Annotated in this window: 19 protein-coding genes; 6 read left to right on the top strand and 13 right to left on the bottom strand. The window is 54.6% G+C overall.

From position 1 onward, the window contains the following. Window positions 1-16 precede the first annotated feature (16 nt). The 13 genes from paaE to paaF form a co-directional block, all read right to left on the bottom strand. Complete coding sequence (paaE, locus tag LG323_RS09675) at window positions 17-1093, bottom strand: 1,2-phenylacetyl-CoA epoxidase subunit PaaE (RefSeq protein WP_404415426.1); 1077 nt, start codon at window positions 1091-1093, stop codon at window positions 17-19. Between the two features lie 204 nt (window positions 1094-1297). Further along, window positions 1298-1882 (bottom strand): 1,2-phenylacetyl-CoA epoxidase subunit PaaD, encoded by a 585-nt coding sequence (paaD, locus tag LG323_RS09670; RefSeq protein ID WP_404415423.1) that lies wholly within the window; start codon window positions 1880-1882, stop codon window positions 1298-1300. Beyond that, complete coding sequence (gene paaC, locus LG323_RS09665) at window positions 1866-2630, bottom strand: 1,2-phenylacetyl-CoA epoxidase subunit PaaC (protein ID WP_404415420.1); 765 nt, start codon at window positions 2628-2630, stop codon at window positions 1866-1868. The genes paaD and paaC overlap by 17 nt, the downstream gene beginning before the upstream one ends. Window positions 2631-2641: 11 nt before the next feature. After that, on the bottom strand, window positions 2642-2923 hold the full coding sequence (gene paaB / locus LG323_RS09660) for a 1,2-phenylacetyl-CoA epoxidase subunit PaaB (protein ID WP_091963166.1): 282 nt from the start codon (window positions 2921-2923) through the stop codon (window positions 2642-2644). Window positions 2924-2941: 18 nt separating this feature from the next. Then, on the bottom strand, window positions 2942-3937 hold the full coding sequence (gene paaA, locus LG323_RS09655) for a 1,2-phenylacetyl-CoA epoxidase subunit PaaA (RefSeq protein ID WP_404415417.1): 996 nt from the start codon (window positions 3935-3937) through the stop codon (window positions 2942-2944). 322 nt (window positions 3938-4259) lie between these two features. Beyond that, the gene (locus LG323_RS09650) at window positions 4260-5306 is read right to left on the bottom strand and encodes a 2Fe-2S iron-sulfur cluster-binding protein (protein WP_404415414.1); all 1047 of its coding nucleotides are present in this window, start codon (window positions 5304-5306) and stop codon (window positions 4260-4262) included. Window positions 5307-5412: 106 nt separating this feature from the next. Next, complete coding sequence (locus tag LG323_RS09645) at window positions 5413-6438, bottom strand: hypothetical protein (RefSeq protein ID WP_404415411.1); 1026 nt, start codon at window positions 6436-6438, stop codon at window positions 5413-5415. A gap of 226 nt (window positions 6439-6664) precedes the next feature. After that, a complete protein-coding gene (gene paaK / locus LG323_RS09640; RefSeq protein WP_310697153.1) occupies window positions 6665-7972 on the bottom strand; it encodes a phenylacetate--CoA ligase PaaK in 1308 nt (435 codons plus the stop codon). A 27-nt stretch (window positions 7973-7999) separates the two neighbouring features. Next, the gene (gene pcaF / locus LG323_RS09635) at window positions 8000-9217 is read right to left on the bottom strand and encodes a 3-oxoadipyl-CoA thiolase (protein ID WP_404420131.1); all 1218 of its coding nucleotides are present in this window, start codon (window positions 9215-9217) and stop codon (window positions 8000-8002) included. Window positions 9218-9222: 5 nt separating this feature from the next. Further along, window positions 9223-9675, bottom strand: coding sequence for a hydroxyphenylacetyl-CoA thioesterase PaaI (gene paaI, locus LG323_RS09630; RefSeq protein ID WP_404415407.1), 453 nt, complete (start codon window positions 9673-9675; stop codon window positions 9223-9225). Between the two features lie 170 nt (window positions 9676-9845). Continuing rightward, a complete protein-coding gene (paaH, locus tag LG323_RS09625; protein ID WP_404415404.1) occupies window positions 9846-11372 on the bottom strand; it encodes a 3-hydroxyacyl-CoA dehydrogenase PaaH in 1527 nt (508 codons plus the stop codon). 2 nt (window positions 11373-11374) lie between these two features. Then, entirely contained in the window at window positions 11375-12166 is a 792-nt protein-coding gene (paaG, locus tag LG323_RS09620; RefSeq protein WP_310697157.1) for a 2-(1,2-epoxy-1,2-dihydrophenyl)acetyl-CoA isomerase PaaG, read from the bottom strand. Window positions 12167-12201: 35 nt separating this feature from the next. After that, window positions 12202-12975, bottom strand: a complete 774-nt coding sequence (gene paaF / locus LG323_RS09615) for a 2,3-dehydroadipyl-CoA hydratase PaaF (RefSeq protein ID WP_404415401.1) — start codon at window positions 12973-12975, stop codon at window positions 12202-12204. A 417-nt stretch (window positions 12976-13392) separates the two neighbouring features. Here paaF and paaN point away from each other — a divergent pair, with 417 nt between their 5' ends. The 6 genes from paaN to LG323_RS09585 all read left to right on the top strand — a co-directional run bounded on the left by paaN (window position 13393) and on the right by LG323_RS09585 (window position 20208). Continuing rightward, window positions 13393-15063 (top strand): phenylacetic acid degradation protein PaaN, encoded by a 1671-nt coding sequence (paaN, locus tag LG323_RS09610; RefSeq protein WP_404415398.1) that lies wholly within the window; start codon window positions 13393-13395, stop codon window positions 15061-15063. 183 nt (window positions 15064-15246) lie between these two features. Beyond that, window positions 15247-15846, top strand: a complete 600-nt coding sequence (gene paaY / locus LG323_RS09605) for a phenylacetic acid degradation protein PaaY (RefSeq protein WP_404415395.1) — start codon at window positions 15247-15249, stop codon at window positions 15844-15846. Window positions 15847-15856: 10 nt separating this feature from the next. Next, window positions 15857-16642: an enoyl-CoA hydratase gene (locus tag LG323_RS09600; RefSeq protein ID WP_404415392.1), complete on the top strand. Its 786-nt coding sequence runs from the start codon at window positions 15857-15859 to the stop codon at window positions 16640-16642. Between the two features lie 148 nt (window positions 16643-16790). Beyond that, window positions 16791-18485, top strand: a complete 1695-nt coding sequence (locus LG323_RS09595; protein ID WP_404415389.1) for a methyl-accepting chemotaxis protein — start codon at window positions 16791-16793, stop codon at window positions 18483-18485. A 113-nt stretch (window positions 18486-18598) separates the two neighbouring features. Further along, window positions 18599-19660 carry an AAA family ATPase gene (locus LG323_RS09590; protein WP_404415387.1) on the top strand — a complete coding sequence of 354 codons (1062 nt, stop codon included), beginning with the start codon at window positions 18599-18601 and terminating at the stop codon, window positions 19658-19660. Then, window positions 19660-20208, top strand: a complete 549-nt coding sequence (locus tag LG323_RS09585) for a DUF4276 family protein (protein ID WP_404415384.1) — start codon at window positions 19660-19662, stop codon at window positions 20206-20208. The genes LG323_RS09590 and LG323_RS09585 overlap by 1 nt, the downstream gene beginning before the upstream one ends. Window positions 20209-20305 lie beyond the last annotated feature (97 nt).

Here is a 20305-nt window from a genome sequence, read left to right as displayed (position 1 = left end):
TCCCTGGCCGGGGTGATTACTGATCGTAGTCAAGGATGACCTTGTCAGAAATCGGGTAGCACTGGCAGGAGAGGACGTAACCGGCTTCGATTTCGTAGTCTTCCAGGGCATGGTTGGCATCCATCTCCACTTCCCCTTCAATCACCTTGGCACGACAGGTGGAGCAGACACCAGCCTTGCAGGAGAAAGGCAGGTCAGCCCCTTCTTCGTTACCGGCATCCAGAATGCTCTGGGTGTCACGGGTCAGATCAAATTCCAGAGTACGGCCGTCGGAAATCACCGTAATCTTGCTGACGGCGGAAGGGTCCACCGTAACTTCGGCTCGATCCTTGCGGGCAACGGGTGCGCCACCGGCAGGGGTGAAGAGTTCGTAGTGAACCTTGTCTTTATCCAGACCGTGACGCTCCAGCGATTCACGCACGGTTTCGGTCATCGCCTGCGGACCGCAAAGGAAGGCTGCAGTGAGTTCTTTGGCATTCAGCCAGTGATCAAACAGGGCATCACACTTGCTGCTGTCGATGCGGCCGTTGTACAGCTCGATATCCTGTTGTTCGCGAGTAAAGACAAACACCAGATTGAAACGATCCATGTAACGGTTTTTCAGGTCTTCCAGCTCTTCACGGAAAAGAGTCGAACCTGTGGCGCGGTTGCCGTAAAACAGGGTGAACTCGCTCTTGGGTTCGGTTTCCAGCGTGGTTTTGATGATCGACAGAATGGGCGTAATGCCACTGCCTGCTGCCACGGCCAGGTAGCTGCCTTCACGCTCCGGGTCCAGCTGGGTGTAGAAGTTGCCCTGTGGAGGCATGACTTCCAGTTTTTCACCGGCAGCCAGCTGTTCGTTGGCAAAGGTCGAAAAGCGACCACCGGGTACTTTTTTGACAGCCACACGCAATTCACCATCCTTGACTGAGCTGCAGATGGAATAGTTGCGGCGAACCTCTTCCCCGTCGATTTCTTTTCGCAGAGTCAGATACTGGCCCTGGGCAAATTGAAAGTCATTTTTCAGACTTTCAGGCAGTTCAAACGCCAGGGACACGGCATCACGTGTTTCAGGTTTGACCTCTTTTACGGTCAAGGAATGAAATTGGCTCATAGTTATCTCGTTAAAATAGTTGTTTTGCTGGCAAGCATCTCAGTGCTGCTTGCTTATCTCAGTTGGGCAACACGTCAAGTTTGCCTGCGGTTAGCGCAGCATGGATTGCGCAGCGCGGCGCTTGAGGCAGGAAAGCCGAACGCGCCGGTAGCAGGCATGCTTGAGCAAGTGTTGCTTCCGGCTCGCAACCTTAGGTAGCTGGTTTCAGATGCACTTGAAATAATCAAAAGGCTCCTGACACTCCTGGCACTGATAAAGCGCCTTGCAAGCCGTTGATCCAAACTCGCTGATCTGCCTGGTGTGCTCACTGCCACAGTGAGGGCAAACAATCTGCTCGGCATGCCCCAGCAGGGACATTTTGCTGGCGCTGCCCTGAGGCGGTGCTATGCCATAAGCCCGCAACTTTTCACGGCCGGTTTCGGTGATCCAGTCCGTGGTCCAGGCCGGAGTCAGAACACTGACCACCTGCAGTTTGCGAACCCCCGCTTGCTGAAGAGCCTGCTCGATCATCTGCTCAATCAGCTCGGTTGCCGGACAGCCGGAATAGGTTGGGGTGACCTCAACACGCAGTTCATCCCCTTCCCATTGCAGGCGGCGCACGATACCCAGTTCGACCACACTGACCACAGGCACTTCCGGGTCTTTGACTTCCTCCAGCAAGTCCCAGAGCTGGGCCTCGCTGAGAGGTTCGCCGGAAGCATTGCCGGGTACGCGGTCACTGGCCAGCAGTTCTTCGGCAAAACCGGGAACGCCAGCAGGCTGCGGTGCTTGGCTACCAGACCTTGGCATCGGGATAAGCCCTCGGCAAGAACTGCATTTCTGCCAGGATGAAGCCCAGGTGTTCGGTGTGAACGCCTTTTTTACCGCCCAGGTACATCCAGGCATCGTCCGGTTGCTGTTCGATTGTTGCTGCGCTCAGAACTTCCTTGACCAGGCCTTTCCAGTCACTGGCCAGTTGCTCGTTGTTGGGTGCGATGCCCGCAGCTTCCAGGGTTTCATCGACTTCATCCGCGGTGACCAGTTCGCCGGTAAAGCGCCAGAGCAGATCACAGGCTGCCTGCATGCGCTGATGGCTTTCTTCGGTGCCATCACCCAGACGCTTGACCCACTCGGAAGAGCGGCGCAGGTGATAGGTCACTTCTTTCAGGGCCTTGGCCGCAATACCGGCAATCCGCTCGTCTTTGGACTCGGAGAGGCTGCGCAGAGTGAAGTAGTGCCAGGTATCAAAGAAGAACTGGCGTGCCATGGTGACGGCATAGTCACCATTAGGCTGCTCGACCATCAGCAGGTTGCGGTACTGGTGAGCATCACGCAGGAAAGCCAGGTCATCGGCCGTGCGACCTTCGCCTTCCAGCTCCGCAGCATATTCGTACCAGTTGCGGGCCTGGCCGACCAAATCCAAAGCCACGTTCATCAGGGCCATTTCTTCTTCAACGGCCGGTGCCTTGCCGCACAGCTCGCAAAGGCGCTGACCCAGAATCATGGTCGAGTCGCCCAGGCGCAGCAGGTAGTCTTGTAAAGCTTGTTGCTGATCCATAACAGGACTCCTTACATCTGGTTGACTTCGTCAGGAAGCTTGTAGAAGGAGGCATGACGGTAAACCTTGTCATGGGAAGGATCGAACAAAGGCTCCTTCTCATCAGGCGAAGAGGCAGTGATGTTGTTGGAAGGCACGACCCAGATGCTGACGCCTTCATTGCGACGGGTGTAGAGGTCGCGGGCATTTTCCAGTGCCATGCGGGAATCGGCGGCATGCACGCTGCCCACGTGTTTGTGGTTCAAGCCGTGCTTGCTGCGTACGAAAACTTCAAAGAGTGGCCATTCAGACATAAATTATCTCCAGAAAAATTAAGCAGCGTTCTGCTGTTTTTGTTGTTGTTTCTCGGCGTAGGCTTTTGCGGCCTGGCGAACCCAGGTGCCTTCGTCGATTGCTTTTTTGCGAGTGGCAATCCGCTCGTGATTGCAAGGGCCATTGCCCTTCAGGACGTCATAAAATTCCTGCCAGTCGATTTCACCGAAATCATAATGACCGGTTTCTTCGTTCCACTTGAGATCCGGGTCCGGTGCAGTGCAGCCCAGGAACTCCAGCTGTGGCACGGTCTGGTCAATAAACATCTGGCGCAGCTCATCATTGCTCTTGCGCTTGATTTTCCAGGCCATGGATTGCTGGGAATTGGGTGACTGGTCGTCGGAAGGACCGAACATCATCAGCGAAGGCCACCAGAGACGGTTGATGGCATCCTGAACCATATCCTTCTGTGCCTGAGTCCCTTCACGCATCATGGTTAACAGAATTTCGTAACCCTGGCGCTGGTGGAAGCTTTCTTCTTTACAGATGCGAACCATGGCACGCGAATAGGGGCCGTAAGAGGTGCGCTGCAGAACCACCTGATTGACGATGGCAGCACCATCGACCAGCCAGCCGACGGCACCCATATCCGCCCAGTTCAGGGTGGGATAGTTGAAGATGCTGGAGTATTTGGCTTTGCCCTGGTGAAGTTTTTCAATCTCTTCATCACGGCTGGCGCCCAGGGTTTCCATAGCGCTGTAGAGGTAAAGGCCATGTCCGGCTTCATCCTGAATTTTTGCCATCAGCTGGAGTTTGCGCTTGAGGGTTGGAGCACGGGTCACCCAGTTGCCCTCGGGCAGCATGCCAACCACTTCGGAATGAGCATGCTGGGAAATCTGACGAACCAGGGTTTTGCGATAGGCATCTGGCATCCAGTTTTTGGGCTCTATCTTGACCTCTGCATCGACTTTTTCCTGAAAGTCGCGCTCTTCAGGCGTCATTTCTTCCAGGGTCTTAATGTGTTTTACGCCGGTTTCTACGAGTTGAGCATACATAATCGGCCTCCAGGGCTTGGCTCGCGTTTCTTATAGGTATAGGTAACCCAGATGGTTTTTCTGAGTAGGCTGCTAGTTTTATATGATACTTAAAGGAATAGCAACCACTGATTTTGTGTATCACGTTATTTTAGGCTAAAAAAGTGAAAAAAAGTTCATTGATGCGCGTCAATGAAGGTGTGGTAGCTTCTTTGATAGAAATCAAAGAAATGATGTGATACAAAAAAATGGCAGAAGTTGGAAGCTTGAGATGAGTAACCAGAAAAAAAGCCCGGCCAAAATGACCGGGCTGAAAACACTAAAGATGAGAGGTGTTTGAAGATCAGGAAACCAGATGACTGGCCGGTGCCGTTTGAGGCTGGGCCTGGTCAAAATAACCTTCGGTATGGATCATTTCATCCGTGGCGCCCAGCTTCTTGACCGCTTCCATACAGGCATTCACAAAGGCAGGGCTGCCGGAAATGAAAATGCTGTGCTCGGAGAGGTCTTTAAACTGCTCGGGCAGTACATCGGGAATGATACCGTGCAAATAGCCTTCTTTCTGTTCTTCAGTCAGGGTGGGCTTGTAGTTGAAGTTGCGATGCTTGGCTTCCCAGTATTTCATGCTGCCCAGTTCATAGAGATCCGCTTCGGTGCGGGCCGAGAAGATCAAGGTGACAGGCTTGCGGTAATTGCGGCGTAACGCGGCTTCAGCCAGGGATAGTATCGGGGCCAGACCGGAACCGGCGGCCAGGCAGAGCACCGGTGTCTCCATGGCCGGATCACCGATAAAGGTGCCATAGGGGCCATTGAGCTTGACCATGCTGCCCACTTCCAACTGACTGTGAACCCAGTTGCTGGTTTTGCCATCTTCCACCTGGGTGACTTGCAAGACCAGTTCACCATCAGGGCGTGGAGCATTGGCGATCGAGTAGCAGCGCTCGGGTGCTCCGGCACGCGGGTCACCCAGAGTGACGTACTGGCCGGGCCAGAAACGCATCGGTGCCGCCAGCGGACGCAGACGCAGCTGTTTGATGCGTGGGGTACACTGGGTTATTTCGGTGATCATGTAGCGCTGGTTTTCACGGGGCGGGAAAAGCTTGGGCTTGGCATCATCCGTGCCCCATTCAATCACCAGCTCTTCGGAAATGGGTTTGGCCATACACATGAGGCCATAGCCTTCGCGGCGGTCTTCCTGACTGAGGGCCATATCCAGAACCATGCCCTGGTCAAACTGCCCGGACACCACTTTGACTTTGCATTCACCGCAGGCACCGGCACGGCAGTTGTTGGGCAGGGCATAGCCGGAGTTTTCCAGAGCGGCCAGAACGGTATCGCCCGGTTTGCACTCAACTTCCTTGCCGGAGGGGTGAAGGAGGATTTTTTGCATAACCTGCCTCTTGCTGAGGTTGTTTGGAGGAAGACGGTTAAAGGCTGTTGGAACAGCAAAGGGTCACGACAGGGTTAGCCATCGTGACCCCTCTTGTCACTGCGCTTTAGAAGACAGGAATAATGTCCTGCATGTCCACGTCAGACACTTCTTCACCGCTGATGCCCACTTCAGGGATGGCAGGGAAAGGAATGTTGTAGCGATCCAGCACACCCTTCAGGTTCAGCATGGCATTGCGCCAGTTTTCCTTCTTGGAGTCATAGCTGGGCACACCAAAGCCGGCGCCGCGGGCCACTTCTTCAGCTTCACGCTGGCATTCAATGAAGTCGTCGGGCAGGTCCCAGAATTCCATGGGAGGCTCGAAAAGAACCGCAGACAGGAAAAGGTAACCGGCACGGATTTGCTTGGTGACCATGGCGCGGTCTTCATCTTCCAGGCCTGGGTAGTCGCGCTCCATCAGAGCCATACAAATCGCCATGTGACGACCTTCATCACGACCGATGTTTTTGAAAGCTTCCTTGAACACGAGTTCACGGCTGTTGTCGTGCATCTGCTTGAAGATGGTGGCAGCAGCAATTTCACCCATCAAAAAGGAGCTGAACAGAACGGCCAGGGAGTACTTGGGAACAGCCTGCTTGTAGCCATTCCAGTAGCGGCCGCCATTGTAGTAAAGCCACTTGGCATTTTTCTGCAGACGCTTGCCCAGTTCGGTTTTGGGCTCGTAAGTCAGGGGATCTGGATGCTCCAGGAATTTGGTGATGGCCAGACCACACATCTGTTCATGGTTTTGCTCATCGCGGGTGACCGAGAAGAAGCAGCGACGTACAGCATCTTCCTCGTGGACTTCATAAGTCTTGATGAAGGCTTCAGCAAAAACAGGGGGGGCAGAAGCATCAAAGACGGACAGCAGCGTCCACCAGTAAGCGATGGCTTCGCGCTCTTCCCAGGAGTAGGAATCCACGTCCAGAGTATCCCAGGGCAGTTCTTTGGGGTCCCAGTTTTCACGCTGGGCAGCGTCCCAAACTTCTTCCATTTTCTCGGTTCCCGAGTGCCAGGACAGCGGATAAACATTCGGCTGCGGTGTCTCTGGCGGAAATTCCATGGTTTTGGCGAGTTGCTCATTCTTAGCCATGTTCTGTGACCTCTTTGGCTTGTTGTTTTTGTAAGCATTGCTTGGTGTTTTGATGGCTGTTTTACAGCCACCCTGTCTTTGTATATGACACGCAAAAAACTATCAATGTTTAAGATTATGTATCATGTGGTTTCTTGATATAAGTCAATAAAAACTGGTTTTTCAGGCCAAAAAAAACCCTGCATTAAGCAGGGCAGAAGGGGTGGAGAAAGAATTCCAAAAGCTTTTAGCGACGGTCGAAAACCCGTTTGGCCTTGCCTTCGGAGCGAGCCAGGCGGCCCGGTTCACAAACCTCTATACGGGTGCTGATACCGATGTAGGATTTGATGTGATGCTGCAGATCCTTGGCCAGCTTCTGACGACCTTCGGCATCGGTGGAGCCTGCATCGGGTTTCAGTTCGGTTCTGACTTCCACACAGTCCAGATTGCCATCACGATACACTTCAATCTCATAGTGAGGTGCAAGCTGTGACACTTTGAGAATCTGCTCTTCAATCTGGGTGGGGAAGACATTCACGCCGCGAATGATCAGCATGTCATCGCTGCGGCCGGTGATCTTGTCAATGCGGCGCATGGGGCGAGCCGTGCCGGGCAGCAGGCGGGTCAGGTCACGGGTGCGGTAGCGCAGGATCGGCAGAGCTTCCTTGGTCAGAGAAGTGAACACCAACTCACCGTACTCACCATCCGGCAGAACTTCACCACTGGCCGGGTCAATGATTTCCGGATAGAAATGATCTTCCCAGATGGTGGGGCCATCTTTGGTTTCCACACATTCCTGGCCGACACCTGGGCCCATGACTTCAGACAGGCCGTAAATGTCCAGAGCCTGGATGCCCAGGCGGTCTTCCAGCTCTTTACGCATGGAATCCGTCCAGGGCTCGGCACCGAAGATACCAATGCGTAGTGGCAGCTTGTGTGGATCAACGCCCTGGCGATCCAGCTCATCGGCAATATTCAGCATGTAGGAAGGTGTGACCATGATGATGTCAGGCTCAAAATCCTGAATCAGCTGAACCTGTTTTTCGGTCTGGCCGCCGGACATGGGAATTACGGTACAGCCCAGTTTTTCGGCACCATAGTGAGCGCCCAGACCGCCGGTGAAGAGACCGTAGCCATAGGCCACATGCACCTTGTCACCGGCATGGCCACCTGCTGCGCGGATAGAGCGGGCCACAACGGTTGCCCAGGTGTCGATATCGTTTTTGGTGTAACCCACAACCGTGGGCTTGCCGGTGGTGCCGCTGGACGCATGAATCCGCACCACATCACGCATGGGCGTGGCAAACATCCCGTAGGGGTAGTTGTCTCGCAGATCGGCTTTGGTGGTGAAAGGCACCTTGGCAAGGTCTTCCAGGCTGTTGATTTCCAGGGGATGAATGCCCTTGTCATCAAACGCCTTGCGATAAAAAGGCACATTGGTATAAGCGTGGCTCAGACTCCAGCGCAGGCGCTGCAGCTGCACACTGCGCAACTCATCCAGACTGGCGGTTTCCAAGGGGTCAAGCTTGCCGAGTTTTTGTAGAGGTAAAGTCATGGTGGTAATCCTGTTATTTTTATCTTGTTAAACGCGTTCAATGATCAGGGCGATCCCCTGACCGACGCCGATGCACATGGTGCAGAGGGCGTATTGAGCTTTCTGGCCTTCACGATGGCGTTTTTCCAGTTCGTGCAGGGCGGTGGTGATCAGGCGTGCGCCACTCATGCCCAGTGGGTGACCCAGAGAAATGGCGCCACCATTGGGATTGACGTGAGCCGCATCATCCGGCAAACCCAGGTCACGCAGTACCGCCAGGGCCTGGGCAGCAAAGGCTTCGTTGAGTTCGATCACATCCATGTCTTCCAGCTTCAGACCCGCTTTTTCCAGTACCTTGCGGCTGGCGGGTGCAGGGCCGATCCCCATGATGCGAGGCTCAACACCAGCGGTAGCCATGGCAACGACGCGGGCGCGTGGTTTGAGGCCGTATTTTTTCACACCGTCATCACTGGCCAGCAGCAGGGCACAGGCACCATCATTGACGCCGGAGGCGTTGCCGGGGGTGACGCTGCCGTTTTCACGAAAAGGCGTGGGCAGGCCAGCCAGCTTTTCCAGGCTGGTCAGACGCGGGTGCTCGTCTTTATCAACGACCAGAGGCTCCTGCTTGCGGCGCGGGATGGTGACCGGAATGATTTCTTCGGCCAGGCGACCATTGGCCTGGGCGGCAGCGGTTCTTTCCTGGCTGCGCAAAGCAAAGGCATCCTGATCTTCGCGGGAGATTTTGAAATCTTCAGCGACGTTTTCCGCCGTTTCCGGCATGGAATCAATGCCGTACTGTTTTTTCATCAGCGGGTTGACGAAACGCCAGCCAATGGTGGTGTCGTGGATTTCAGCCTGACGACTGAAAGCCGTTTCCGCCTTGCCCATGACAAAAGGTGCACGGGACATGGATTCCACGCCACCAGCCAGCATCAAGTCGGTTTCACCGGTACGCAGGGCACGGGCAGCTGTACCCACTGCATCCATGCCGGAGCCGCACAAGCGGTTGACGGTGCTGCCGGGTACGCTGGTGGGCAGGCCAGCCAGCAATGCCGACATGCGTGCCACGTCTCGGTTGTCTTCACCGGCCTGGTTGGCACAGCCGTAGATCACATCATCCACCTGTGACCAGTCCAGTTCAGAGTGACGTTCCATCAAAGCCTTGATCGGCAGCGCGCCCAGATCATCAGCGCGCACGCTGGAAAGGACTCCACCGTAGCGGCCTACCGGGGTGCGAACGGCATCAATAATGTAGGCGTTGGTCAGGTCTTTCATGAGTTTTCCTCCAGGCGGCGTACACTGCCGCTGACTTCATAGGATTTGCCACGGAAAAGGGCAACCTTTTTACCGTCCTGGTTGGTGATGGTGATGTCGTAAACACCGGTGCGGCTGCCACGGGAAACTTCTTTAGCCGTGGCTGTCAGCTGATCACCGAGCCGGGCGGGGCGCATGTATTCAATGCTGCAGCCCGAAGCCACGGTTGCCTTGTCGTAGGTGTTGCAGGAAAAGGCGAAGGCGGAATCCGCCAGGGTGAAAAGGTAGCCGCCATGGCAGTTGCCGTGTCCCTGGATCATGCGCTCATCAATGGTCATGGTGAGTACGGCTTTGCCAGGGGCGACGGATTGGATTTGCATCCCCAGTTGCTGACTGGCCTGGTCGCGGGAGAACATCGCATCCGTACAGGCTTCGGCCAGTTGTTGTGGGGTGAGTTCAGTGGTCATCATTTATTGTTCTCTTTACAAAGATTCTTTGGTTTGCTCAATTGCCAGAAAGCAGGTTTCGCTATGAGCCGTTTACCTTGCAGCTTAGCCAGCCAGGAAGCAGGTCACGCTCATGTCCCCCGCCTGAAGGCTCCTCCTTTACTTCGCTTTGACCTGCTTTCCTGGCTGGTTTCTCAGCTTTCCGTGAAAAAACCGGTTTTGGCAAAGGTGTTTCGGCGCAGCAGCAGTGAAGGCCGGTAGCGGTCTTCGTTGTAACTGCTTTGCAGGTGGGTCAGCACCTGATGAATCACACCCGAACCTAGCTGGTCACTCCAGGCCAGCGGGCCTTCGGGATAGTTCAGGCCTGCTTTCATGGCCAGATCCACATCCGCAGCACTGGCAACACCCTGGTGCACGGCATCTGCACCTTCATTGGCGAGCATGGCCAGGGTACGCATCACCACCAGTCCGGGAGCATCAGCAATCAGGCTGACCTGGATGCCCAGCATCTGCAGCAGAGCAATGGCATCTTCCGTCGCCTGGATGTCGGTTTGTTCCGCGGTGGCCAGGGCCAGGCGGGTGGCTGAGCGGTAATCCCGAGCCAGATCAAAAAGCACCAGATTGTGCAGGCCATCAGTCACGCTGCGCTCAGTGGCCATGCGACCATCGGTCAGCGCCAGAGTGGCCTGACCAAAGCGCAGCAGGCCGTGGCCTTCACGTTCAATCACTTCCAGCCCGGTTTCCCGGCAACGCTCGACCAGGCCCTGAGCAATACCCAGGTCGCCTTCGACGATCAAATGTTTTTCATCGCTGCTATAGCTTTTTGCCGTGGCCGGTTCCGGGCGTTCGGCCCCTTCAGCATAGGAATAAAAACCCTGGCCGGATTTACGGCCCAGACGACCGGCATCCACCAGAGACTTTTGAATCAGGGACGGCTGGAAACGAAAATCGCCATAGTAGGAATCAAAGACCGAGCAGGTGACGGCATAGTTGACGTCATGGCCGATCAGGTCAGTCAGCTCGAAAGGCCCCATGCGGAAGTTGCCTGCTTCGCGCAGCAAAGCATCCAGGGTGGCCGGGTCGGCGGACTGTTCCAGCATCAGGCGCAGGCTTTCGGCATAAAAAGGGCGTGCCACGCGGTTGACGATAAAGCCGGGCGTGGAGGTGGCAAAAACCGGCTTTTTGCCCCAGGCGGACGCCGTTGCATGAATCTGCTCGGCGACCTGCTTGTCGGTTGCCAGGCCATGAATCACTTCCACCAGGGCCATGACGGGAGCCGGGTTAAAGAAGTGCATGCCCACCAGCCGCTCGGGACGCTTGAGGGAAGAACCCAGAGCCGTCACGGAAAGTGAAGAGGTGTTGGTGGCGAGGATGACCTGGTCACCACAGATGTCTTCCAGCTCACCGAAAACCTTTTGTTTGATTTCCAGGTTTTCCACGATGGCTTCAATCACCAGGCCGGCAGGGGCCAGCTCACTGAGTTGGCTGGCGGGTAAAACACGGTTGACGATGGCATCGGCATCGGCCTGTTGCATCTTGCCTTTATCCACGCGGCGTTGCAGTTGTTTGGCAATACCGGCCTTGCCTTTTTCCACAGCTTCAGCGCTCTGGTCAAAAAGAAAAACTTCATGACCGGCCTGGGCAGCAACCTGGGCAATACCCGAGCCCATGGCTCCGGCACCCACAACGGCAATTTTGATTTGTGTATCCAGTGCTTGCATGATTATTGGCCTTTGAAATTCGGTGTGCGTTTTTCCATGAAAGCGCCTACACCTTCACGGTAGTCGTCTGTGCGTCCGGCCAGACGCTGCAGATCACGTTCCAGATCCAGCTGTTGATCAAAGGTATTGTTGGTGCTGGCATGCAGGGCGCGCTTGATCAGCGCCAGACCCTTGGTGGGCTGAGTGGCCAGATGACGGGCCAGCTGCATGGCTTCTTCCATCAACTGGTCATCTTCCACGCAACGCCAGATCATCCCCCAGCTTTCCGCCTGTTCGGCCTTGATCTTGTCACCCAGCAGTGCCATGCCCTTGGCACGAGCCATGCCCACCAGATGGGGAAGCGACCAGGTGCCGCCGGAATCCGGGATCAGACCGATCTTGCAGAAGGCCTGAATAAAGCTGGCGGATTTGGCCGCAAGGGTAATGTCACAGGCCAGGGCAATATTGGCACCGGCACCGGCTGCCACGCCATTGACCGCACAGATCACCGGCATCGGCAATTCACGGATGGAGCGCAACAGAGGGTTGTAGCGCTTTTCAATGGATTCACCCAGATCAGGTGCTTCTGCACCTGGGGCAACATTGCGGTCGGAAAGATCCTGACCGGCACAGAAGCCACGCCCGGAACCGGTAATCACCAGGGCGCGAACTTCAGCATTTTTGCGAACCTGGCTGATGGCTGAACGGATTTCCGCATGCATCTCTGCATTAAAGCTGTTCAGGCTATCCGGGCGATTCAAAGTCAACAGGGCAACACCCTGATCAATTTCAAGAAGAATGCTGGGTTGGGTCATGGCAATATCCTGTTCTTATTAGAATGAAGTGAAAATCAACAACCCTTGAAGTGGGGTTTGCGTTTTTCCTGGAAGGCATTCAAACCCTCCTGGCGATCCTGGGTTCCGGCCAGCAGGGTAAAGGCATGGCGTTCAAAACGCAGGCCGCTGGCCAGGTCGGTATCCCCAGCTTTGTGGACGGCTTCCTTGGCCAGGCGTACGGCGATGGGGGCTTTGCTGGCAATGATTTCGGCCAGCTGCACGGCGCGTTCGACGGTCAGTTCGGGCTGGCAGACTTCACTGATCAGGCCTGCTTCCAGTGCGCGTTGTGCGGAAATGGGTTCGCCGGTCAGCACCATCTGCATGGTCAAGGCCGGACCGACTGCACGGCGCAGTCTTTGCGTGCCGCCAGCACCCGGCATGATCCCCAGATTGATTTCCGGTTGACCGAAACGGGCATTTTCCCCGGCGATCATCAGATCGGCATGCATGGCCAGTTCGCAGCCACCACCCAGGCAAAAGCCGTTGACGGCCGCTATAATCGGCTTACTGAATCGGGAAATGCTCTGCCAGGATTGCAAACGGGGGTCTTCAAGAATGCCCACCAGATCACGGGCGGCCATTTCTTTGATGTCGGCACCGGCAGCAAAGGCTTTTTCGCTACCAGTCAGCACCACGGCACGGGTTTCCGGGTCGGCATCAGCAGCCTGGAGTTCGGCGGCCAGTTCACCCAGGAGGGCAGTGTTCAGGGCATTGAGGGCTTCGGGACGATGCAGGGTGATGATGCGCACACCCTTGTCCGGCCCCTTGAGGAGCAGGTTTTGCGGCATAAGCAACCTTTGTTGTTTTATTTCAGTTTCGCCTTGTCTTGTCTTAATTGTTCCACCAGTTGGCGGGGGCGAAGATCTGACTTGGAGTATATCTAAAATTTGACACTCATCAAGAAAATAATTTCAAATTTGTGTATCGCTTTTTGCCTGGCCGGATAGTCATGAAGTGCAAGTTGTTGAATTGGCACAATATTGCGGGCTATTTGATGAAAGATTAGGCACTTAGTGCGCAAAACCTGAAAACGCCCCGGTCACATTTTTTCCGCTTCAGAGGGCTTTAAAAGGCCTTGTTGCTTTGCTTTGCAGCATGAATATGATACAAAAAGCAGGTCTTGATCTGAATTGTTGTTGCCATGTTGGCGTGGAAAGCGAAGATTCAATTTTTATTCTAAACTGAATACTTTTGGAGGCTTCCCCATGTCAGCTACGACCCCCCGCGCCCTTTTTGAGCGCCATCAGCCCCTTCTCGACAAGGCGGTTGAGGTTTTGCATACCCGCGAATACTGGTCTCCCTTCTCTGAGAACATGAAAAAATACCCGGAAGAGAAGGTGAAATCGGCCAGTTCTGATTTCAAAGCCCTGTGCGATCAGCCTTTTGAATTGGACAGCGTCAAAAGCACCAAGAAAATCACCGGCGAGCGCTCCCCTTATGGTTTTGATCTGGGCACCAGCTATGACCAGCCGGATCTGAATGCCCTGATTGAGACAATGCAGGCTGCCCTGCCACAGTGGCGTGATGCCGGTGCCGAAGGTCGTGTTGGTGTTTGTGCCGAAATTCTGCAGCGTCTGAATGACATGAGCCCCTTGATGGGTCAGGCCGTGATGCACACCAGTGGCCAGGGCCTGATGATGGCGTTCCAGGCTGGTGCACCTCATGCCCAGGATCGCGGTCTGGAAGCAGTGGCCTATGCCTGGGATGCCATGAAGGGTATCCCTGAAACCGCACGCTGGGAAAAGCCCCAGGGCAAAATGGACCCACTGGTCATGGAAAAGAAATTCCATATCGTACCTCGTGGCATTGCTCTGGTTGTCGGCTGCTCCACCTTCCCGACCTGGAACACCTACCCCGGCCTTTTTGCCAGTCTGGCAACCGGCAACCCGGTCATCGTCAAGCCACACCCAGGTTCAATCCTGCCTGCGGCCCTGACGGTCAAAGTCGCTCAGGAAGTCTTGAAAGAAGCAGGCCTGCCGACCTGTCTGGTCAGCCTGGTACCGGACACCTCTGCAGAACCGGTCACCAAGGAACTGGCGCTGAACCCCCAGGTCAAGGTGATTGACTTTACCGGCTCCAGCGCCTTTGGTAACTGGCTGGAAGATAATGCCCGCCAGGCTCGGGTGTTTACGGAAAAATCCGGGGTCAACTCCATCATTATCGACAGTGTTTCCGACCTCAAGGCCGTCACCAAAAACCTGGCCTTCACCCTGAGCCTCTACTCCGGCCAGATGTGCACCACCACCCAGGCCATCTACGTACCCAAAGACGGCATCAACACCCCCGAAGGCAAGATCAGCTTTGATGAATTTGCCCAGGCTCTGGCAACGGCAACCAGCAAGTTCCTGTCCGACAACGATCGTGCCTGCATGGTGCTGGGCGCCATCCAGTCGGAAGCGACGGAAGCCCGCATTGATGAATGCCGCAAGCTGGGTGAAATCGTTCTGGACAGTGAAAAACGCGAACATGCCCAGTTCCCTGATGCCCGCATTCACACGCCCTTGATTCTGAAAGTGGATGGCAAGGACAAGGCCACCTACTCCGAAGAGCGCTTTGGCCCGGTTTCCTTCCTGGTTGCCACAGAAAACACCGATGATTCCATTCGTCTAGCGCGTGAAGTTCTGCATGAACAGGGTGCGATTACTCTTGGCTTCTACTCCACGGATGCCAAGCGTCTGGAAGAAGCGGAAGAACTGGCCATGGATGTCAAGGTGGCCTTGTCCAACAACCTGGACGGCGGTGTCTTCGTCAACCAGTCTGCGGCCTTCAGTGACTTTCACGCCACCGGTGGCAACCCAGCGGCCAATGCCTCCCTGACCGACACGGCCTTTGTCGCCAGTCGTTTTGTTGTCGTGCAGAGTCGTCGGCACGTTTAAGGCTCATCAGGTAAAGTCGCTACTGCCTTGCCGCGACTAATACGTAGAGGGTGCAAGAGGCTGCTATGTCAGGCTGTCTGCAACAGGAAGTTGCAGCCAGAGCTTACAGGGAAGTATTTACGCGTCCTGACAAGTAGTCCTTGCACCCGGATAATTGCCTAGAGTAATTCCAAGGAGTGAGTCATGCCCTGCTATAAAATAGAAGGGGTGGTGCCGGTTATTCATCCCACAGCTTATGTGCACCCAACCGCCGTGTTGATTGGTGATGTTGAAGTCGGCCCTGACTGCTATGTCGGCCCCCATGCCTGCCTGCGTGGTGACTTCGGTCGTATTGTCCTCAAGGAAGGCTGCAATGTGCAGGACACCTGCGTCATGCACGCCTTTCCGGGAATGGATGCGGTGATAGAAAAAGACGGGCACATCGGCCATGGCGCTATTCTGCACGGCTGTGTGATCGAAGAAGATGCCCTGGTGGGGATGAATGCCGTGGTGATGGATGGTGCGCGTATTGCACCCCGCTCAATCGTGGCAGCAACGGCTTTCGTGAAAGCAGGCTTCACCTGCGAACCCGAATCCCTGATTATCGGTTCACCGGCCAAGGTGCATCGCCAACTGTCTGCTGATGAAATCAAATGGAAGCAGGAAGGCACGCAGGAATACCAACGCCTGACCGAACGCTGCCATGCCAGCCTGGAAGAGTGCGAGCCTTTGACCGAAGTCGAACCGAATCGCCCTCAGGTCGAAGCAGGCACCAGCCAGCCTCTGCATGCGCCCAAGAAATAAGAGAAATCCCATGTCTTACGAAAATATTCTGGTTGAAACCCAAGCTGCGGTGGGTGTGATTACCCTCAACCGCCCCAAAGTACACAACGCCCTGTCGATTGCTTTGATCAGTGAAGTCGGCCAGGCCGTGAAGGCTTTTGAAGAAGATGAAGCGATTGGTTGTATTCTGATCAAAGGCAGTGAAAAGGTCTTTGCCGCTGGTGCAGATATTTCTGAAATGGCATCCAAAGAATATGCCGATCTTTTCAAGTCAGATTTTCCCTACTTGAAAGGTGACGGCTGGGAAGTCATGGAATCCCGTCGCAAACCCATGATTGCTGCTGTATCCGGCATGGCACTGGGCGGTGGTTGTGAGCTGGCCATGGCCTGTGATTTTATTCTGGCCAGTGATACCGCCCGCTTCGGACAACCGGAAATCAAGCTGGCCACCATGCCGGGTGCCGGTGGCACTCAGCGCCTGACCCGTGCCCTGGGCAAGGCCAAAGCCATGGAAATGTGTCTGACCGGACGCATGCTGGAAGCGGAAGAAGCCGAACGCGCTGGCCTGGTGAGTCGCATCCTGCCGGTTGCAGAACTGTTTGAAGAAGCCCTGAAAACAGCAACCAGCATAGCGGCCCAGTCACGCCCGGTGACGATGATGATTCGGGAAGCTGTGGATCAGGCCTTTGAAACCACCCTGAGTGCAGGGCTGCGCTTTGAACGCCGCGCTTTCCAGAGCAGTTTTGCCTTTCAAGATCGCAGCGAAGGTATGCGAGCGTTTGTCGAGAAGCGCAAGCCGGATTTCAATAATCGTTAATCAGGCGTTTCTGCATAGCTATTAACAGAAGTTTTCACTAAAATGCCCTTAAACCCGGACAAGGAAAGCCGGTCTTCACCTTCTTTCCTGCCCGGTAGCTGATGCCTGCAAAAGGTACAGATAACAACAATAAAGAAGGAATAACAGGATGTTTAATATCTACAGCCTGGGGCTGCGCCTCAAGATCATTCCCCTGATCTCCCTGATCGGTTTTGTTCTCATGGCCGGTGTCGCCCTTCAGTCCTTGAATTCAACTCTCATCCAGGAAAAAGAAAAGCAGGTCATCGGTGTCGTTGATCTGGCTCTGGGGGTTGTCGACCGCTATCAAACTCTGGAAGCGGAGGGGCAGTTGAGCCGATCCCAGGCTCAGCAGGAAGCCCTGGCCACACTGCGTAACCTTCGCTACGACACAACCGAATATATTTGGGTTAATGATCTGGGCGACCCCATACCCAAAATGGTCATGCACCCTACCGTTCCTGCTTTGGACGGACAGCTGCTGGATGGTGATCGTTTTGAACATGCCACCCTGATGCGAAACCAGGCGGGTGACCAGCAGCAAACTCTCGATCAAGCCAATTTGTTTACTGCTTTTGTGGAAACCGTCAAACGCTACGGCTCGGGTTTTGTGGAATACCAGTGGCCCAAGCCCCTGTCCGGCGGTGGAGTGACTGAAGAGCGCTACACCAAACTTTCTTATGTGACCGCCGACCCGGAGTGGGGCTGGCTGATCGGCACCGGCATTTATATAGATGACGTCAGCGCTCAGTTCTGGCAGCTGGCTTTGAGTATTGGTGTTTTGGCCCTGATCGGCGTGCTGATGGTGTTGTTTTTTGCTCATGTCATGCAGCGCAGTGTTGTGAACCCCCTGACTACCAATGCCGGTCGTCTGGCAAAGGCTGATAAAGACCTGAGTCTCCGTTTGCAGGCCAGTGAGAAAAATGAACTGGGTCAGCTGTTTTCCGCTTTTAATCGCAATTCTGCGGCACTCAGCAGTGTTCTGCGGGAAGTCGCGGCAACCTCTCAGGATCTGGCGGCATCCACCAACCAGGTGCTGAATGCCAGCCAGCAAAGTGCGCGCATGGCTTTGCAGCAAAAAAGTGAAACCGATCAGGTGGCCTCAGCCACCACTGAAATGGCCGCTTCTTCCAGTGAGGTGTCTGAACATGCTGGCGCAACCCTGGCCGCAGCAGAACAAACCCAGCAACAGACGAACAAGGGCCAGCAGGTGGTCGAAGAAACCACCCAGGCGATTGGCAAGCTCGCTGTTCGCATGCACGGTTTGCTGGAAGTCATCGAACGTCTGGATGACGGCAGCCGAAATATTGGCCAGGTCATCAGCACCATTAGCGAAATTGCCGAGCAAACCAACCTCTTGGCGTTGAATGCGGCCATAGAAGCCGCCCGAGCCGGTGAACAGGGACGCGGGTTTGCGGTAGTGGCGGATGAAGTTCGCCTGTTGGCCACCCGCACCCAGGATGCCACCGGAAAAATCGATCGGATTATTGCTGAAGTCCAGTCAGCAGCGGCTGATGTTTCAGCGGCCATTGTCCAGGGCAGTGAAGAGGCCGAAAGCTGTGCCGACCAGGCCAGGGCAGCCGGTGAAGCCCTGGATGCGATTAATCAGAGTGTACGCCAGGTAACCGAAAGAGGCATGCAGATCGAACAGGCCGCCAGGGAACAAAGCTCCGTAGCTGAAGACATCAGTGCCAGCATGATGCGGATCAATCAACTGGCTGACCAGAGTGCTCAGGCTGTGGAAGAAACCGAACAGGTTAACCAGAGCCTGGCAGGGAGGGCCGAGAAGCTTAAAGAGCTGGTTAGTGGCTTTAAGCTGGGTTAAATCCATAAAAAGGTAGGGTCTCATGCAAGCCTACCTTTCTTTTGTTCCAGCACCCTGTAAAATTATCTCACCTTACCCTGGATCAGAAGGGCGCTATTTCTCATAGGTGAACCATGTCTACGTCAGGCCATTTGGATCAAATCAAACTCAACGGTTTCCGGTCTATTCAGTCGATAGACCTGAAACTGAGCAGCCTCAATGTTTTGATTGGGCCAAATGGGGCGGGCAAGTCCAATTTCATCAATTTTTTCCGCTTCATGCACAAGCTCCAGCAAAAAGACTTGCAGTTGTTCGTGGCTGAACAGGGTGGGGCCGAGGCCTTGCTGCACTTTGGCCGCAAACATACCCCCTCATTGCAAGCCTCCCTGGCTTTTAACGCACATACCTATGATTTCGAGCTGATACCAACCAATGATGGCCGTCTGGTCTTCAAGACGGATGCTTGTGATTCCACATCACTTTCAACGCCCGGTTCGGATGAATCCGGTTTGCCTCGCGCTTCTGATGCAACCGCCGAAGGTCGAATTGCCGGGTATCTTCAAGATTGGAAGGTTTACCACTTCCATGACACCAGTAGCAGTGCCGGGGTGAAACAACCCTGCGAAGTTGAGGATTCAGAGCAGCTAAGAGAGCAGGGTGAAAACCTGGCAGCCTTCCTTTACGGGATTCAGCAACACGCTCCTGATGCCTATCAAAGGATTATCAATACCGTCCAGCGTGCTGCCCCCTTCTTTCAGGATTTTATTCTTGCTCCTGATCGCTACAACTCAACCAGGATAAGGCTGCGCTGGAAACACAAGGGTAATGATGCCTACTTTGATGCCCACTCCCTTTCTGACGGCACCCTGAGATTTATTTGTCTGACCACTTTGCTGCTTCAGCCTGAGCTGCCCTCAATCATCTTGCTGGATGAACCCGAGCTTGGTTTGCACCCTTATGCTATTCAGTTACTGGCATCCATGTTGCGTTCGGCCAGCGAACGAACCCAGGTGATTATATCCACTCAGTCGGTCACCCTGGCCAATGAGTTCGAAGCAGAACAACTGATTATTGTTGAACACAGGGAAAACCACTCCACCTTCAACAAGATTGACTCGGATCGTTTAGCAGCCTGGCTGGAAGATTATCATCTGGGTGATCTTTGGGAGAAAAACCTGTTGGGAGGCACTCCCTGATGATGCGATTAGGTATCAGTGTAGAAGGTGCGACTGATTACCAAATCTATGCCAGCCCAGTGGGCTTGCGTGGACGGGTCTCTCTGGAGCGTATTGGCAAAGAACTTCGAGCCCTGCTGAAGCAGTTTGATCGTGTCACGACCTTTTACGACTACTATGGCTTTCACAAACGCCCTCCAGGTAAAGTTGAAACCCTGGAAGCAGCAATATTAGAGCTGGTTGAACCAGAAAGTCAGCAACGACTGATTCCCTATGTGCAACAGTATGAGTTCGAAGCCCTGGTATTGGCTGCACCCGATGCAGCGGAGAAAACCCTGGGTGTTGCCGGATTAAAGCAAACCCTGGAGCAGCTTACGAAGCAGTATGGTGGGGCGGAACAAGTGAACGATGGTTATGACACCTGCCCGTCACGCCGCATCAAAGCCCAGGTTCCCGCCTACGATAAAAAACTGCACGGCCCTGTTATTCTACAAGATTCACTGGCTGAAGTTCGTGAGCAATGCCCACGCTTCAATCAGTGGGTAAGCCAACTGGCGCAACTGTCATAAACTGGTTGACTGCAAAGGACTGAATTGCTTCTCTATTGCCTGATCCACAACATTGAAAAGCTGGCTCACTATGGCAAGCTGGTTCAATAAAGCAGCA

The organism is Marinospirillum sp., from assembly GCF_044810985.1.
In the GTDB taxonomy this organism is placed as follows: domain Bacteria; phylum Pseudomonadota; class Gammaproteobacteria; order Pseudomonadales; family Halomonadaceae; genus Marinospirillum.
The sequence above is the reverse complement of the archived record's forward strand: the minus strand, read 5'-3'. Positions and strand labels throughout refer to the sequence as shown.